16 protein-coding genes and 1 pseudogene are annotated in these 16,229 nt (G+C 61.8%); all 17 read right to left on the reverse strand.

The window, feature by feature from the left end; all coding sequences use genetic code 11:
- Positions 1 to 169: 169 nt before the first annotated feature.
- On the reverse strand, positions 170 to 937 hold the full coding sequence (locus HMPREF1531_RS11465) for a succinate dehydrogenase/fumarate reductase iron-sulfur subunit (protein WP_016670120.1): 768 nt from the start codon (positions 935 to 937) through the stop codon (positions 170 to 172).
- A complete protein-coding gene (locus HMPREF1531_RS11470; protein WP_016670121.1) occupies positions 934 to 2,955 on the reverse strand; it encodes a fumarate reductase/succinate dehydrogenase flavoprotein subunit in 2,022 nt (673 codons plus the stop codon). Before HMPREF1531_RS11470 ends, HMPREF1531_RS11465 begins: the two co-directional genes overlap by 4 nt.
- Entirely contained in the window at positions 2,955 to 3,698 is a 744-nt protein-coding gene (locus HMPREF1531_RS11475) for a succinate dehydrogenase cytochrome b subunit (RefSeq protein WP_232210276.1), read from the reverse strand. Before HMPREF1531_RS11475 ends, HMPREF1531_RS11470 begins: the two co-directional genes overlap by 1 nt.
- Positions 3,699 to 3,767: 69 nt before the next feature.
- The gene (trmD, locus tag HMPREF1531_RS11480; RefSeq protein ID WP_036899414.1) at positions 3,768 to 4,490 is read right to left on the reverse strand and encodes a tRNA (guanosine(37)-N1)-methyltransferase TrmD; all 723 of its coding nucleotides are present in this window, start codon (positions 4,488 to 4,490) and stop codon (positions 3,768 to 3,770) included.
- On the reverse strand, positions 4,490 to 5,107 hold the full coding sequence (gene rimM / locus HMPREF1531_RS11485) for a ribosome maturation factor RimM (RefSeq protein WP_016670124.1): 618 nt from the start codon (positions 5,105 to 5,107) through the stop codon (positions 4,490 to 4,492). Before rimM ends, trmD begins: the two co-directional genes overlap by 1 nt.
- On the reverse strand, positions 5,076 to 5,330 hold the full coding sequence (locus tag HMPREF1531_RS11490; RefSeq protein WP_016670125.1) for an RNA-binding protein: 255 nt from the start codon (positions 5,328 to 5,330) through the stop codon (positions 5,076 to 5,078). Before HMPREF1531_RS11490 ends, rimM begins: the two co-directional genes overlap by 32 nt.
- On the reverse strand, positions 5,330 to 5,791 hold the full coding sequence (gene rpsP / locus HMPREF1531_RS11495; RefSeq protein ID WP_016670126.1) for a 30S ribosomal protein S16: 462 nt from the start codon (positions 5,789 to 5,791) through the stop codon (positions 5,330 to 5,332). The genes HMPREF1531_RS11490 and rpsP overlap by 1 nt, the downstream gene beginning before the upstream one ends.
- Positions 5,792 to 5,974: 183 nt before the next feature.
- Positions 5,975 to 6,775 (reverse strand): hypothetical protein, encoded by an 801-nt coding sequence (locus HMPREF1531_RS11500; protein ID WP_016670127.1) that lies wholly within the window; start codon positions 6,773 to 6,775, stop codon positions 5,975 to 5,977.
- The gene (locus HMPREF1531_RS11505; protein WP_016670128.1) at positions 6,768 to 7,277 is read right to left on the reverse strand and encodes a SigE family RNA polymerase sigma factor; all 510 of its coding nucleotides are present in this window, start codon (positions 7,275 to 7,277) and stop codon (positions 6,768 to 6,770) included. Before HMPREF1531_RS11505 ends, HMPREF1531_RS11500 begins: the two co-directional genes overlap by 8 nt.
- An 84-nt stretch (positions 7,278 to 7,361) precedes the next feature.
- Positions 7,362 to 7,601 carry an ABC transporter permease gene (locus HMPREF1531_RS13090; RefSeq protein ID WP_016670129.1) on the reverse strand — a complete coding sequence of 80 codons (240 nt, stop codon included), beginning with the start codon at positions 7,599 to 7,601 and terminating at the stop codon, positions 7,362 to 7,364.
- A 20-nt stretch (positions 7,602 to 7,621) separates the two neighbouring features.
- Positions 7,622 to 7,801: a hypothetical protein gene (locus HMPREF1531_RS13095; RefSeq protein ID WP_016670130.1), complete on the reverse strand. Its 180-nt coding sequence runs from the start codon at positions 7,799 to 7,801 to the stop codon at positions 7,622 to 7,624.
- Positions 7,798 to 8,322: an ATP-binding cassette domain-containing protein gene (locus tag HMPREF1531_RS11515; RefSeq protein ID WP_269593322.1), complete on the reverse strand. Its 525-nt coding sequence runs from the start codon at positions 8,320 to 8,322 to the stop codon at positions 7,798 to 7,800. The genes HMPREF1531_RS13095 and HMPREF1531_RS11515 overlap by 4 nt, the downstream gene beginning before the upstream one ends.
- Positions 8,323 to 8,386: 64 nt before the next feature.
- Positions 8,387 to 8,593: pseudogene (locus tag HMPREF1531_RS14465) on the reverse strand (hypothetical protein); the annotation flags it as partial.
- 65 nt (positions 8,594 to 8,658) lie between these two features.
- Complete coding sequence (locus tag HMPREF1531_RS11520; protein ID WP_016670132.1) at positions 8,659 to 9,732, reverse strand: amidohydrolase family protein; 1,074 nt, start codon at positions 9,730 to 9,732, stop codon at positions 8,659 to 8,661.
- Between the two features lie 12 nt (positions 9,733 to 9,744).
- Positions 9,745 to 11,322 carry a signal recognition particle protein gene (ffh, locus tag HMPREF1531_RS11525; protein ID WP_016670133.1) on the reverse strand — a complete coding sequence of 526 codons (1,578 nt, stop codon included), beginning with the start codon at positions 11,320 to 11,322 and terminating at the stop codon, positions 9,745 to 9,747.
- A 135-nt stretch (positions 11,323 to 11,457) separates the two neighbouring features.
- The gene (gene ftsY, locus HMPREF1531_RS11530; RefSeq protein ID WP_016670134.1) at positions 11,458 to 12,639 is read right to left on the reverse strand and encodes a signal recognition particle-docking protein FtsY; all 1,182 of its coding nucleotides are present in this window, start codon (positions 12,637 to 12,639) and stop codon (positions 11,458 to 11,460) included.
- A gap of 40 nt (positions 12,640 to 12,679) precedes the next feature.
- Positions 12,680 to 16,228, reverse strand: coding sequence for a chromosome segregation protein SMC (gene smc / locus HMPREF1531_RS11535; RefSeq protein ID WP_016670135.1), 3,549 nt, complete (start codon positions 16,226 to 16,228; stop codon positions 12,680 to 12,682).
- Between the last annotated feature and the right edge of the window lies 1 nt (position 16,229).

Raw genomic sequence — 16,229 nt, forward strand, 5'->3', positions numbered from 1 at the left:
CGGTGTCGGTCAAATGGCCCAGCCCCGGACGATCCCCCTGTGGCAGGAACCGGAACAGAGCAACTTGGCAAGTATGCCATACGATGCCCGGCCAAGTCGATTCCGGAATTGCCAAGCACAGCAATGGGGCGGCAGCTCACGTGCCACCGCCCCATTGGCTCTCGATCGATCAACCGAAGAAACCATCCTTGCGGAACAGCGACGAGACGAGGTCGCGGTTCAACTGCGAGATCGAGGCCAGCGGAATGCCCTTGGGGCAGACCGCTGCACACTCACCGATATTGGTGCAACCACCGAAACCTTCGGCGTCGTGCTGCCCAATCATCGTCTCAACACGGCGGTATCGTTCAGGCTGGCCCTGCGGAAGGTTGCCCAAGTGGGAGATCTTCGCAGAGGTAAACAGCATCGCCGACCCATTCGGGCAGGCAGCCACGCATGCACCACAGCCAATGCAGGTCGCGTTATCGAAGGCGGTGTCGGCCTTCAACTTCGGCGCCGGCACGGAGTGGGCATCGGGGGCTGCACCGGTGTTCACCGAGATGAAACCACCGGATGCGATTACGCGGTCCAGAGCAGTACGGTCAACCACAAGGTCCTTGATCACCGGGAAGGCCTTCGCCTTCCATGGTTCGATAACGATGGTGTCGCCATCGTTGAAGGACCGCATGTGCAACTGGCAGGTGGTCGTGGGCACCGGCGAGTTGCCGCGACCGTGCGGGGTACCGTTGATCACGACACCGCATGTGCCACAGATACCCTCACGACAGTCGGAGTCAAAGGCCACCGGCTCAATGCCGGCGACGGTCAGCTCCTCGTTCAGCTGGTCCAGCATCTCCAAGAAACTCATGTCCTCAGCGATGTTGTCGATCTGGTAGTCGACCAGCTTGCCATTCGAAGCGCCAGCGTCCTGACGCCAAACCCTCAATGTCAGTTTCACTTGTAACTCCGTTGCTTGAGCTCGATGGCCTTGTAGACGAGTGGTTCCTTGTGCAGCACGGGTTTGGAATCCTCACCGGTCCACTCCCAGGCCGCGACATAGGCGAACTGGTCATCGTGACGCAGGGCCTCGCCCTCCTCGGTCTGGTGCTCTGTACGGAAATGACCGCCACAGGACTCGCGACGATGCAGGGCATCAATGCACATCAATTCGCCCAGCTCGAAGAAGTCGATCAGCCGACCGGCACGCTCCAAGGTCTGGTTGAAGTCCTCGGCTTCGCCGGTGACCTTCACGTCACGCCAGAACTCGGCCTTCAACTCGCGGATGAGGCCAATGGCTTTCTTCAAACCGGCCTCGGTGCGAGCCATGCCGCAATATTCCCACATGATGTGACCGAGCTCCTTGTGGAAAGAGTCGACGGTGCGCTCGCCCTTAACCGCCAAGAGCTTCTCGATACGAGCCTTCACATCATTCACTGCTTCGACGACAGCGGGATCATTGTCGGGGAGCTTGCCATCATGGTGCGAGGCAAGATAATCGTTGATCGTGTTCGGCAGCACGAAGTAGCCGTCGGCCAGACCCTGCATCAGAGCCGAAGCCCCCAAACGGTTCGCGCCATGATCGGAGAAGTTCGCCTCACCGGCCACGTACAGGCCTGGAATCGTGGTCTCCAAGTCGTAGTCGACCCACACGCCACCCATGGTGTAGTGCACCGCTGGGTAGATACGCATCGGAACCTCGTAGGGATCCTCCGCGGTGATCTGCTTGTACATGTCGAAGAGGTTGCCGTACTTGGCCTCGACCCCCTTCTTGCCCAGACGATTGATCGCATCCGAGAAATCGAGATAAACACCACGACGCACCTTGCGGTCGTTGCCATTCTCGTCCTTCTCAATGACGACCGGGCCGACGCCGCGTCCCTCGTCGCACATATTCTTCGCCTGACGTGATGCGATGTCGCGAGGAACCAGGTTGCCGAAGGCTGGGTAGATCCGCTCCAAGTAGTAGTCACGATCCTCCTCGGGAATGTCCCGGGGATCTTTGTCGCAATCTTCAGCCTTCTTAGGCACCCAAATCCGGCCGTCATTGCGCAACGACTCCGACATCAGAGTCAGCTTCGACTGGTTCGTCCCATGTTGCGGGATACAGGTCGGATGGATCTGCGTAAAGCACGGGTTGGCGAAGTAGGCACCCTTGCGGTGAGCCCGCCAAGTGGCGGTCACATTGCAGCCCATGGCATTGGTCGACAGGAAGAAGACGTTGCCGTATCCGCCAGTGGCCAGAATCACCGCATCGGCGGTGTAAGCCTCGACCTTACCGGTCACCATGTCACGAGCGACGATGCCACGTGCCCGACCGTCCTTGGTGATGACCTCCATCATCTCGTGACGGGCGAACATCTGGACGGTTCCCGCGCCAACCTGGCGTTCCAAAGCCTGGTAGGCACCGATCAACAGTTGTTGACCAGTCTGACCACGTGCATAGAAGGTGCGTTGCACCTGCACGCCACCGAAGGAACGGGTATCCAAGAGGCCGCCGTACTCACGGGCGAAGGGAACTCCCTGGGCCACACACTGGTCGATGATCCCCGCGGAGACCTCGGCCAGACGGTGGACGTTGGTCTCCCGGGCGCGGTAGTCGCCACCCTTCACAGTGTCATAGAACAGCCGGTAGACCGAGTCGTTGTCGTTCTTGTAGTTCTTCGCCGCATTGATGCCGCCCTGGGCCGCGATCGAGTGGGCACGGCGGGGCGAATCCTGATAGCAGAAGTTGAGAACGTTGTAGCCCGCTTCACCCAGTGATGCGGCAGCCGCGCCACCCGCCAAGCCGGTACCGACGACGATAATGGTGATCTTGCGCCGGTTGGCAGGGTTCACCAGGCTGGCCCGGAATTGACGGTCAGGCCACACCTTGTCAATGGGCAGCGAGGTGTCAGCCTTGGTATCACGGATCTCCGTGCCGACCGAGTAGAACTCGGCATCCCCAGCAGGAGCGTTGTTGGTCAGGGTCTCAGTCATCAGAGCGTCACCAATCCGATCGCGATGGACAGCGGGGCAGCCATGAAGCCGAAGAAGACCAGGAAGGCCACTATCACGGAACAGACCTTGATGAGCTTCTCTGAGTAAGCTCCGGTCCGGGCTCCGATGGTGCACAGTGCCGAGTAGAAGCCGTGGTACACGTGGATGCACACGGCGAGCATCCACACCGCATAGGCAGCCACGACGACCGGGGTCTGGAAGGCGAGGACCACGCGCTCGTGGGGAGCGACAGTGGTGACTCCTTCCGGGTAGCTCACCCGAATGATCTCGCAGGTGAACTGCAGCAGGTGGGCAATCACACCGAAGACGATGATGATGCCCGACCAGATCATGGTGCGCGCCGCAAAGGAGCCGGCCAGGTAGCGCTGCTTGAGGTAGCGAGCGCCGGAGACGCCCGACCCCTTGTTCCGGAAGGTCAACTTGATCGCTGCCTCAATGTGGATGAAGGCCGCAGCCAGCATAAACAAGCGAAACAGCGTCAGAAAGAATTTCTCGGGAAGGATCGGATACAGGAAGGTACGCAGCGAGTGCGAGTATTCATCAAACTCCTCGAACCCAACATTAGGAATCAGGAGCTTGGCATTGCCGAACAGGTGCATCATCAAGAACAGCACGATGATCAGACCACTGATCGACATGAGCACCTTGCGTGCCACCGTCGAACGCGCTGCCCGTTGGTGCGGGGTCCGGCTCGGATCACGAGTTGTCAGTTGGGTTGCCACGACCAGCACTCTATCGCCGGTGGTCATACCAACGTCGTACACCCCACCCTTAATTCAAGGTAGGTATCCCTAAGTGAGCAAGTCAGGTCGTCTTACCCTGGTCAGATGCTGGCTCTGCTGCCGTCGCCACCCGGCAATTCTGGTGTGGTGACCGCTGAGTAGGACTTCCGGCACTTCCAGGCCTCGCCACACGGCAGGCTTGGTGTAGACAGGAGCCTCCAGGAGATGACCGGTTCCTGCTGCATGGGATTCTTCGACCAATGAGTCCGGGTTGCCGATGACGCCCGGGACTAGCCTGGCAACTGCCTCAATGATCGCCATGGCAGCCACTTCCCCACCATTGAGCACGTAGTCTCCCAGGGAGATCTCACGCACCTCGTAGTCGGCGGCGGCCCATTCGGCAACGCGATGATCAATTCCCTCGTAACGCCCGCAGGCGAAGACGAGATCGCTGCATGCGGAGAGTTCCTGGGCCGTCTGTTGAGTGAAACTGTGTCCCGAAGGAGTGGGTATCACCAGCACCGGGCGGTCTGGCACTGGTTGCTGTTCGCGTGCGGCCCGAATGCTTGCGGTCATTGCATCCAAGGCCTCACCCCAGGGTTCCGGCTTCATCACCATTCCCGCTCCCCCACCGTAGGGGGTGTCGTCGACGGTGCGATGCCGGTCGTGTGTCCAGTCCCGTAGATCGTGGGCATCTATGGTCAGCAACCCGTCGGTGACCGCCTTGCCGATGAGGGACAGACGAAGAGCCTCGAAGTAGTCCGGGAAGATCGATACGATGTTGATCCGCATCACTGCGTCATCTCCTCTAGCAACCCACCGACATCGGCTAGTTGCAGCCACCCGCCCGTCAGGTTGATCACCGGAACCAACGCCGAGACGAAGGGCACGAGTCGTGGAGTTCCCTCAACATCGACCACCAGAAGGTCCTGGGCCGCCCCGTGGATCACCTCGCTCACCACCCCACCCAAACTGCCGTCAGCACGCAGCACTCGCAGCCCGATCAGCTGCCTGTCGTAGTATTCCTCATCCCCCTCGGGGCTCTCGTCGGCAGGGACATTGGCGAACAGCTCGACACCAGTGAGCGTCTGGGCCTCGGTGCGGTCGTCCACCGAGACGAAATGCACCTGCCAGCGACCGGAGACATTGCGCGCAGCAGCGATCTCTAGGACCCGGCCAGTAGAGGTGCGCACCTGCTGGCCGGGTACGAAACGCCGTTCGGGTTCGTCGGTGCGGATAGTGAGGGTCACATCCCCTCGCACCCCATGGGCACGTCCGACGACGGCCACCAGCACCTCAACGGTTGATGACATCATTCCTCCAGGGGTGACAAACACCGAGCGCCCCACCTCAATGGTGGGGCGCTCGGTTGACGGATCAGTGGCGAGACCGTGACGGACGATCGACATCGACGAAGTCGACTCGGACCCGCTCGTTCCCCGCCAGCGCGCCGATGACGGTGCGCAGTGCAGTTGCGGTGCGCCCCTTGCGACCAATTACCTTGCCGACATCCGAGGGATCCGTGCGGACCTCCAGGACCCGACCGCTGCGCAACTGCTTGTCACGAACCTGGACCTCGTCGGGGTTCGAGACAAGTCCCTGCACTAGGTGTTCGAGTGCCTCAGAGAGCATCAGGCCTCCTCAGCCTCATGAGCCCCGGTCTCATCAACCGGAGTCTCCTCCGGCGCCTCGGTCTTTTCAGCCTCGAGTTGCTTGCGCTTGCGCGAGGAAATGGCCTCGCTCCTTGGCTCACCGTCAGCCTCGGCCAGTGCCGCGTTGAAGCGGGCGAGTTTGTCGATGGGCTCGGGCTGCGGATCGATACCCGAAGGGGAGTCGATGCCGGTGAACTTCTGCCAGTCACCAGTACGCTTCAACAGGGCGACGACCGCCTCGGTCGGCTGGGCGCCGACACCGAGCCAGTACTGCACGCGCTCGGAGTCGATGCGGATGACCGAGGGGTCATTCTTCGGATGGTAGATACCGATCTCCTCGATGGCCTGGCCATCGCGCTTAGCGCGAGAATCGATAACAACCACGCGGTAGTGCGGGGAGCGGATCTTGCCGAGACGCTTCAGACGAATCTTGGTTGCCACTTGAGTGGTTTCTCCTGTACGAGTTCCGGGATGATCCCGGTTAGTTCGGGGCCCATCCTCGACGTGTGGGGCACGCCAACTATTGGCCATGGACAGCGTCGCCAGTGATGAGAGGGCACCTGGACGCCAGACGCCCCATCATTGTGCCAGATCACCACCGCGTTACGAAACCGGGACACGTGCTCATCCGTGGATCTGAATACCATCGGTAGAGATAGTGAACCTGCTCCCGGTGGTCTTCGACCGGCAGGTGATCCCCTCCGGGGCGGATGCACAGACACCGTCCCAGGCCGCCAGCTCACTGCCGTAGTCCAGGACCATTCCTGGCTGTTCGGTGACGTAGTTGCCCTGGGTAGTACATTCCGCGCTGATCGGCGTCTGGGGCGACCACGCGACCCAGGCGGCTCGGACCCTAGGGTTTGTGCCGCACTGTTCCATACCGGCCACCGGGACCTTCGACTGACAGCCCACGGAGCCCTCAGTGATCCCGCACAGGAAATTGCCAGAGGGCGAGACGAAATAGTAACCCTGCCCAGCACCTCCCGTGTTCCAGTAGGCCTTCTCGTTGTAGACCCTGGTGGGAGCGGAAGCCGGATCGGTGTGATCAGAGTCAGCGCTGGGGCCACTCGACGGGGATTCCGGAGTACTCGCCGTGGTGTCCGCCGGTATCGGCTCAGTGATGGACTCGGAGGGTTGGGCCGAGAGTGACGAGGTCGGTGAATTGGAGGTGACCGAGGGGATGGAGGTTTGAGCGGTACCGGAATTGTGGGGATCGACTGCTCGGATCGGACCCTTCTCCCGGGTCATCAGCGCGACACCCATGCCAATGACCAGCAGGGACAGGATGACAACGACGATGATCAGGGGGCGTCGGGGGTTATCGGATGGGGTATTCATGATCGTCTCCTCGATGAGCTCGGGATCGTATGCGGGAGCCGGAACACGCGACAGCAGATCGGCCAGATCCTTCTCGAAGTCATCCATGACCTGCTCCTTCGTGTACCTTCCTCAATCTCGCGACGGCTCGGGAGGCCGTCGATTTGATGGTTCCCGCTGGCAGCGACAACGACGCCGCGACTTCATCGTTTGTCAATCCCCAGTAGTAGCGGGCGACGATCACCTGTCGTTCGCGCTCCGACAACATCGATAGGTGTTGCAGGATCTCGTTGCGGTCATCAACCTGCCCGGTGGGATCACCGGACGAGGTCTTGACATCCAGGTAGACCGAGTCGGTTGGGACCGGCGTGCGTCCGGCCTTGCGCCATTGGTCGTTGCGGGCATTCACCATCACGGTGCGGGCATATCCGAGTGCCGTTTCCGGTCTGATCCTGTCCCACGAACGCCACAGACGTTCAAAGGTCTCCTGGATCAGATCGTCGACATCCGATGGATTTCCGCTGAGCAGGACGGCAGAACGCGCCAGGTCGCCCCAATGGATCTGGGCGAACCTCCTGAACTCGTCTGCACTCCTGCTGTTCACACCCATCAATACGTTTCTCGGTCATGAATGGTTGCATCCATGACCGAGAAACTATCCGCGGATGGGGTCGAGTTGCCCGGACAGCCCAGCTCACCGGTGAGGTAGTGCTGGACCACGGGTGCCACGAGAGCGGCCACATCCTCCCCCTAGGAAGGCCCAGGCGACAATGCACATGACCACCGATTGCCCCGCGGCCGCGCAGGCAAACCCTGCGGCATAGCCGCACAGCAGGTCGGCGCGATGCAAGCGAGTGGTCCACAACCTCTCAAGTGCCCCGTTCATCCGTTCCCGCTGCATCGAGATCGAGGTGACCAGGAACATCACCATCATCGGCAGTACCCCGAGAAGGGTCAACGCAATGTGGGGAATACTCCGTCGCCACTAGGCGGGGTCGGAACATCCACGTACACGAAGTACAGCAGCACGAGCAGCACCGCAGGAACCGCCAGCATCAGCATTATCGTGCGGCAATCGGCCACCATCTGCCGCAGGACTCGCACGGTGGTCGCCCACCAGGTCAGCAGATTCACCGCGACGCCTCCTCATCGGCCCGAACCAGGGTCAGATGGGCCCGGTCCGGGTTGTGTTCCCCGGTATTGGCGAGCAAGTCCTCGGGAGTAGTCACCATCAAGATCCTTCCCTGACGCATCAACACCAACCGATCACAGCGCAGAGCCTCATCCATCACGTGGCTGGAGACCATCAGCGTGCTGCCAGAATCGGCGAGCCGACGGAAGGCAGACCACAGCTGTTCCCTGGTCAGCGGGTCCAGCCCAACGGTCGGCTCGTCGAGAACGAGCAGTTCCGGATCTCCCACCAAGGCACAGGCCAGTGAGGCCCGCCCCGCCTGGCCACCAGACATGGCGCTCACCCGGCGCTCCAGCAGATCACCCAGTCCCACTCGTTCGGCAATCTCTCCCACCGAGCGCGGATCGGCTCGCATCAAGCGGCAGTAGTACTCCAGATTCGCCCGTAGGCTCAGGTCCACGTAGACAGAGGGCTGTTGTGTCACATAGCCGACCCGGCCTCTCAGCCGCGCATCTCCGGCCACGTGTCCCAGGACGTGCACTTCGCTGTACCCCGACGATGGCCCGCATCAAGGTCGTCTTTCCACACCCCGAGGGCCCGAGCAGTCTTACGATCTGCCCGGCAGGGATGTCCATGTTGATGCCACAGAGCACCCGGTTGCCGCCGCGGACCACCTCGAGTCCGCGGACACTCACCACGATGTCCTGTTCATCGCATGATGAATTGATCATTCGATGGACATCAGACAGCACACATCCGCCGCACAAGGATGCCAAATCACGAGCCGATGACATCGCACTACTTGCCAGGGCCGTATACGTGAAAACGGGCACGACGGTGCCACCCGAGGCGATGGGTCTCAGCGGGAGACAGGCTCCCCGCGCAGCACCACTAGAGCCGGATCATGCAGGGTGGACAGTTCCTGCCGGGGGTCAACGAACCAGCAGACCAGGTCGGCAGGTGCCCCCTCGACGAGATTCTGGGCGCCGAGCCAGGTGCGAGCATCCCAGCCGATCGCCCCCAGGGCGAAGTCGTTGCCACCAAGTTCGGCCAGCATCTGGGCCTCCTGGGCCACCCGCCCGTGTCCCAGGGTGCCCCCGGCATCGGTGCCGCAGTAGATCTGTACCCCGGCCTCGCGTGCCCTGCCCAGGGTGTCCAGACGACGAGCGTGCAGGTCACGCATATGCGCAGCATAGGTGGGGAATCTCTCGGCTCCTGCAGCTGCGAATTTCGGGAAATTCACCAAATTGGTCATGGTGGGGACCAAGGCAACATCATTGGCGGCCATCATTTCGATGACCTCGTCGCTCATGCCAGTGCCGTGCTCAATGCAGTCGATTCCCGCCGCAACCAACTCGGCTACGGACTGCTCAGCGAAACAGTGGGCAGTAACCCGGGCACCGACGGCATGGACGGCATCGATCGCCTGCTTGGCGATCTCAGCAGGCCACAGGGGGGCGAGATCACCCACCTCACGATCGATCCAGTCACCAACCAGCTTGACCCAGCCATCGCCGCTATGGGCCTGGCGGGAGACCTCCTCTACCATCTCACTGGGGTCGATCTCGATTGCGAAATTGCGGATATAGCGCTTGGGGCGGGCGATGTGACGCCCAGCTCGGATGATCCGCGGCAGATCGGCACGCTCGTCGATCCAGTGGGTATCGGCGGGAGCACCTGCGTCGCGCACCAGCAGCACCCCGGAGTTGCGGTCGATGATCGCCTGAGCCTCGGCCGTTGCATGATCCACTGCCCCGCTGGCCCCCAGGCCGATATGACAGTGGGCATCGACGAGCCCAGGGGTGATCCACACGCCGGTGGTGAGAGTCTGCGCCCCGGCCACGGGCTCGAAGGTGATCACTCCGTCGTGGATCCACAGATCCCGCCGCTCGCCATCGGGCAAGACAACACCGTTGAGATGCCAGGTACCCATCGCGCCTCCGTCTCAGAACCCTCGGGGTCCACGATTCTGCTGATCGAGCATGGCCTGCAGGTTGCCGGGTAGCTCGAAATTTTCCATTGCCGCCGCCAACTCGGTCGGATCGGTGGGTAGCGGGTGGCCTTCGACCTGCTTGGACTGGCTCTGGGCCGCGAGTTGGGCCGCACGCTTGGCAGGGTTACCCGAGACCTTGCGCCCGCCCTTGCCCTTCTTGGCATTCTGCTTGGCCTGCTTCTTTCCGCCGCCGAATCCAGGAGCACCCGGCATCCTGCCGTGGCCCATCATCTGACCCATCGATTCCATCATCTTGCGAGCCTCGACGAAACGGTTCACCAGATCGTTAACCTCATGCACCTCGACACCGGCGCCCTTGGCGATTCGGGCCCGGCGCGAACCATTGAGGATCGACACATCCGCCCGTTCCGCGGGAGTCATCGAATAAATGATCGCCTCAATGTGGTCGACCTGCTTCTCGTCGATGTCGCCGATCGCCCCCATCTGGGATGCCCCGGGCAACATGCCGAAAACCTTGGACAGCGGCCCCATACGGCGCAACTGCTTCATCTGGGCAAGGAAATCGTCGAGACCGAATTGGTTGCGCCCGGCAAGTAATTTCTCGCTGGCCGCACGGGTCATCTCCTGGTCGAAGGTCTTCTCGGCCTGCTCAATGAGGGTAAGCATGTCGCCCATGCCCAAGATCCGCGATGCCATCCGATCAGGATGGAAAACATCGAAATCGGAGATCTTCTCGCCATTGGATGCGAACATGATCGGCTTGCCGATGACATTGGCGATAGACAGCGCCGCACCACCACGGGCGTCACCGTCAAGTTTGGTGAGCACCACCCCGTCAATGCCGACTCCTTGTTCGAAGGCCAAGGCGGTGTTCACCGCGTCCTGACCGATCATCGCGTCGACGACAAATAGAGTCTCGTCGGGAGAGGTGAGCTGCTTGATCCGGGAGGCTTGGGCCATCATCTCCTCATCAACGCCCAAGCGACCCGCGGTGTCAATGACCACGACGTCGAAGAGATGGCGTCTGGCATGGTCGAGGGAATCCTTGGCCACTTGGATCGGATCGCCCACTCCGTTGCCAGGCTGGGGGGCAAAAATGCCGACCCTGGCCCGTTCGGCCATCACGGTCAGTTGCTGGACGGCATTGGGGCGCTGCAGGTCGGCGGCGACGAGCAGCGGGGAATGGCCCTGTTCCTTCAGCCATGCACCGAGCTTGCCCGCCAAGGTGGTCTTGCCTGCGCCCTGTAGACCGGCAAGCATGATCACGGTCGGGGGCTGCTTGGCGAACCGGATGTGGCGGGCCTCACCGCCCAGAATGGCGATGAGTTCCTCGTTGACGATCTTGATGACCTGCTGGGAGGGGTTGAGGGCCTTCGATACCTCGGTGCCGCGCGCCTTGGTCTTGATCGCAGCAACAAACTGCTTGACCACAGCCAGGTTCACATCTGCCTCGAGCAGCGCGATGCGGATCTCGCGGGCAGTCGCGTCGATGTCCGCCTCGGTGAGGCGTCCCTTCGAACGCAGGGACTTGAAGGTCGCGGACAGGCGGTCTTGCAGGGTGTCGAACACAGGGATCCTTCAACGATGGGTCGATGGTCTGTGTCAACGATACCGCGTGGTCATCACACCCACCCCATCAGCACAAACCACCGCGAACGACGACACCTGCCGCCATCGGGCACCAGATGTCACCCAGCCGGGAATTCAGTCGCCAAGCAGGCCATCGACGAAGTTCTCCACGTCGAAGGGGGCAAGGTCGTCGGCACCCTCCCCCAGTCCGATGAATTTGACCGGAACACCCAGTTCCCGCTGCACTTGGACGACGATGCCGCCCTTGGCTGATCCATCGAGTTTGGTGAGCACAATGCCGGACACGTCGACTACCTCCGCGAAGATGCGAGCCTGAGCTAGCCCGTTCTGTCCGGTGGTTGCATCGAGCACCAGCAGTACCTCGGAAACCGGGGCCTGCTTCTCGATCACCCGCTTCACCTTGCCCAGTTCATCCATCAGACCGACCTTGTTGTGCAGTCGTCCAGCAGTGTCGACAAGCACCACATCAACACTCTCGGCGACACCGGCCTCGACGGCGGAGAAAGCCACCGATGCGGGATCGGCACCTTCCTGGGCCGAGACGGTGCGTACCCCGACCCGTTCGCCCCAAGTAGTCAGCTGCTCGGCGGCAGCGGCACGGAAGGTATCGGCAGCACCGAAAATGACCGACTTCCCATCGGAAACCAACACTCTTCCGAGTTTGCCGACGGTGGTCGTCTTGCCGGTGCCGTTAACCCCAACCATCATCACCACAGCAGGCTTGCCCTCGGGATGGTCCAAATTCAGCGAGCGATCAAGTTCCGGGTCGACCAAGCGCACCAGTTCGACGCGCAGCCGAGCCTTCACCTGCTCGGGATCATCAACCCCATCGATGGCCATCTGCTTGCGCAGAGCGGTGACCAGTTCGGTCGTCGGCCCCACCCCCAGATCGGAGGTGATGAGGGTCATCTCAAAATCATCCCAAGTCTCCTCATCGATCCTGTCGCTGGACAGCAGGTCAGCCAATGCCCTGGCCAAAGCGTTATTGGAGGAGGCAAGACGTTGACGCAGACGAACAAAACGTGACTCTGCTGCCTCAGGGCTCTCCAGCTCCGCGCCCTGTGGCTCACCCACCTCATCAGCCGTAATCTCCTCGTGGGTCTCGGCCTCCTCTTGGACAGTGGGGCTGGGTTCCGAGTCGGGAGCAGGGAGGATTTCATCGGTGGGGGCCGCGGGTACCTCGGGAGTCCGCACCGCAGTGACTTGCTTGCGGCGTGATCCGATGACGATCGATCCGACGGCCACACCCATGACCAGGACAATGCCGATGATGACTATCCAGAAAGTCCATTCCACGCCGCCATCCTACGTGGCGACACCGCCAAGTGAACGGATCTCAGTTGGACGTACGCTGAGAGATCACCCGGGAGACCCCGTCACCACGCATGGTCACCCCGTAGAGGGCATCAGCGACCTCCATGGTTCGTTTGTGGTGGGTGATGATCAACAGCTGGGAAGAGCGCCGCAGGTCCTTGTAGATCCCGAGCAAACGTCCCAAGTTGACATCATCGAGAGCCGCCTCCACCTCGTCCAGGATGTAGAAAGGCGAGGGACGTGCGATAAACAGGGAAATGAGGAAGGCGACCGCTACCAGCGAGCGCTCCCCCCCGGACAGCAGGGAAAGCCGCTTCACCTTCTTACCCGCGGGTCTCGCCTCAACATCAATGCCGGTAGTCAGCAGATCATCGGGGTCGGTGAGTACCAGGCGTCCCTCGCCTCCGGGAAAAAGTCTGGCGAAAACCTCCCCGAAGGCCTGCTCAACATCGAGATAAGCTGCGGCGAAGACTTCCTGTACCCTCTCGTCCACCTCATCGATGATGTCTAGCAGATCCTTGCGAGTGGTGCGGAGATCTTCCAATTGGGTGGACAAGAAATCGTGGCGCTCGGTCATCGCCTCGAACTCCTCCAGAGCCAAAGGATTCACCTTGCCCAACGCATCCAGATTGCGGGTGGCAGCGCGCAACCGCTTCTCCTGTTCAGTACGCACGAAGGGAATCGGTTCCGGCACTTGGTCGTCCGAGGGACCGATCGCGCTCCCGTCCGGATGGGCCAGCACCGGGATAGGCACCTCGGGGCCGTAGTCGGCGACCAAGGTGTCGGCATCCATCGCCATCTCCTCCATCGCCCGGGTACGCAGCGCATCCAACTTCATGGTCAGTTCCAAGCGATTCAACTGATCTTGGTGTTCTCCCGACAAGATCTGCTCCAGCATCGCCGATTTTTCCCTGACAGCAGCCCGGTGATGACCGAGTTCAGCCTCCATCCGGGAACGCTGTTCCTCCAAACTGCTCCGATGTTCGTCAGCCCGGGCGCGAGCAATCGCGACCTGATCGGCGAGCCAGCGGGCACCGGTGTTGACCGCCCGGGCGATGCGGGCCTCGCGACGCATCCGTTCCGCGTGCGCGGCTGCCCGAGCCCGGGTAGCCCGTTCGTTGGCTGCGGCACGACGCAGAGAATCAGCCCGCCCGGCCAAGGAGCGCTGACGTTCCTGGGCGGTACGCAGGGCCAGTCGAGATTCCATTTCCGTGGCTCGGGCGGCCCGGGCGATGACCACTGCCCGGTCTCGTTCGCCGGGATCCGGATCGGCGATGCCGGTATCCCGTTCTGCGGCGGCCAGCCGCTCGAGCAGTCCAGCGAGCACCGTCTCGTTCTCGGCGATACCCTTCTCGGCGGCTGCTATGGCCTGCTCCGCACGTCGCGCCTCATCACGGGCGGCGGTGCCGACCTGGCCGAGCCCGCCAAGCTCATCTGCCAGAGCGCTCATCCGCGCATCGGATGCGTGGAGCGCTTCAAGGGATTCATCAAGACGCTGGGCAGCCCCTGCGACGCGATTCTCCAGTTCATTGGCCTTGGATTCCAGAAGCTGGATTCGGTGCTCGGCAGCCTCCAGTTCCGAGCGTGCGGTTTCGATCGTGGCGCCAATCTCGATCGTGGAGGGCTGCTGGGCCGATCCTCCCTGCACCTTCCAAGAGGAGACGACAACTCCATCAGAATCGACCAGTGTCATCCGGGGATGTGCCCTGGCCAGATCGAGGTGCTCGCGGGTGTCCTCGCAGAACACGACCCCGTCGAGCAGCCCAGTCAGTGCCCCACCCCATTGCGCGTCCACCTCGACCACATCAAGGGCGTGGTGGACACCTTCGGGCAACTCACAATTCGCGGCCCGGACGACTGGCGCATCAGCGAGCAACAGTGCAGCGGTACCGAGGTCCTCGGCCCTCAGCATGTCGAGAAGATCCAAACCTGTGGTCATTTCCGTCACAACCAGGGCATCGGCCATCGCCCCCAATACGGCCGAGACCGCCACCCGCCACTGTTGTGGCACTTTGATCCACTCCGATAGCGCTCCTTCGAGACCGTTCCCACCGATGGCCAACAGCACTCCAGATGCGTCGCGGCGTTGCATGCCCAGTTCCAAGGCCTCGATTCGCGCCTTCAGAGTGGCTGCCGTTGAGAGAGCCTCATGGAGTGCCTGCTGGTGCTCCTCCTGCGCCTTGGCTGCCAGGGCAAGCTCGTCGGTGGCAGCCACGTGGGCAGCATCCAGATCTGATTCTCCACCCGAGATTTTGCCAAGCATCACCTCCAAGGCGGAGAACCGATGATCTGCCTCCTCAGCCCTAACCAAGGCATCATCCCTGCGTTGACGCAACCTGGCGATCTCCTCGGTACCCGCATCAATGCGTGAATGCAGAGATGCAATACGCCCGTTGAGTTTAGCGAGTCCTTCTCTGCGGTCGGCGGCCGCACGCAGGGCTGCCGCATGGGCGAGGGAGGCCTCCTCCTCAGCACGCTCGGCCTCGTCACGCTCGGCAAGGGATTCGGCCAGCCGTTGCTCGGCAGCAGCCACCTCGGCTACAAGTTCCTTCTCCTGCTCGGCAACCTTGGCGGCCTCAGTATCTAAAGCCTCCGGATCACGGCCCTGAGCTTGAAGCGGTACTTCGGCAGAGATTCTCATCCGCTCGGCCGAGATCGACACCGTGGTGTTGACCCGTTCAGCCAGCGAGGCCAGCCCATACCAGGTTTCCTGAGCCGTGGTGATCGCCGGGCGCAGTTGCTCAAGGGCGATCTCCACCTCGGCGAGCCCTCGGCGGGCAAGGGCAAGATCGGCTTCGGCCCGCGTCCGCCGTTCCGCGAGGGCCGCCGCATTGGCCTTGTCCGATTCCACCGCAAGCATCGCTTGGGTCAGGTCATCAGCGAGCAGCCTGGCCCGCGCATCGCGTACCTCGGCCTGGATGGTGGCGGCCCGGCGGGCTACCTCAGCCTGACGCCCCAAGGGCTTGAGCTGCCTGCGTACCTCCGCGGTAAGATCAGTGAGCCGGGCCAAATTGGCGGCTGTCGATTCAAGCTTGCGCACTGCCTTTTCGCGGCGACGGCGATGCTTGAGTACCCCCGCGGCTTCCTCGACGAATCCCCGGCGTACCTCAGGAGTCGCCTGGAGTATCTGGTCGAGTTGCCCTTGACTGACAATGACATGCATCTCCCGACCCATACCGGTGTCCGACAGCAATTCCTGGACATCGAGTAGCCGCACAGGCTCGCCATTGATGGCATACTCAGATCCGCCGGTGCGGAACAGAGTCCGCGAGATGGTCACCTCGGTGAAATCAATCGGCAGGGTGCCGTCGGTGTTGTCAATAGTCAGCTTCACCTCGGCACGCCCCAGTGCCGGGCGCCCGGAAGTTCCAGCAAAGATGACGTCGGTCATCTTGCCGCCACGCAGAGATTTCGCACCCTGTTCACCCATCACCCAAGCCAGCGCGTCGACCACATTCGACTTCCCTGACCCGTTAGGGCCGACGATGGCAGTGATCCCGGGCTCGAAGTCGAAGAGCGTCGCCGATGCGAAAGACTTGAACCCCTTGATGGTCAGGTGCTTGAGATACATT

Source organism: Propionibacterium sp. oral taxon 192 str. F0372 (assembly GCF_000413315.1).
In the GTDB taxonomy this organism is placed as follows: Bacteria; Actinomycetota; Actinomycetes; order Propionibacteriales; family Propionibacteriaceae; genus Brooklawnia.

Excerpts from the sequence above, each read along its gene's own strand:
- HMPREF1531_RS11470 (WP_016670121.1), bottom strand. The coding sequence starts at position 2,955 with ATGACTGAGACCCTGACCAACAACGCTCCTGCTGGGGATGCCGAGTTC.
- trmD (WP_036899414.1), bottom strand. The coding sequence starts at position 4,490 with ATGCGGATCAACATCGTATCGATCTTCCCGGACTACTTCGAGGCTCTT.
- rimM (WP_016670124.1), bottom strand. The coding sequence starts at position 5,107 with ATGTCGATCGTCCGTCACGGTCTCGCCACTGATCCGTCAACCGAGCGC.
- HMPREF1531_RS11490 (WP_016670125.1), bottom strand. The coding sequence starts at position 5,330 with ATGCTCTCTGAGGCACTCGAACACCTAGTGCAGGGACTTGTCTCGAAC.
- HMPREF1531_RS11500 (WP_016670127.1), bottom strand. The coding sequence starts at position 6,775 with ATGGATGACTTCGAGAAGGATCTGGCCGATCTGCTGTCGCGTGTTCCG.
- HMPREF1531_RS11505 (WP_016670128.1), bottom strand. The coding sequence starts at position 7,277 with ATGGGTGTGAACAGCAGGAGTGCAGACGAGTTCAGGAGGTTCGCCCAG.
- HMPREF1531_RS13090 (WP_016670129.1), bottom strand. The coding sequence starts at position 7,601 with ATGATGGTGATGTTCCTGGTCACCTCGATCTCGATGCAGCGGGAACGG.
- HMPREF1531_RS11520 (WP_016670132.1), bottom strand. The coding sequence starts at position 9,732 with ATGGGTACCTGGCATCTCAACGGTGTTGTCTTGCCCGATGGCGAGCGG.
- smc (WP_016670135.1), bottom strand. The coding sequence starts at position 16,228 with ATGTATCTCAAGCACCTGACCATCAAGGGGTTCAAGTCTTTCGCATCG.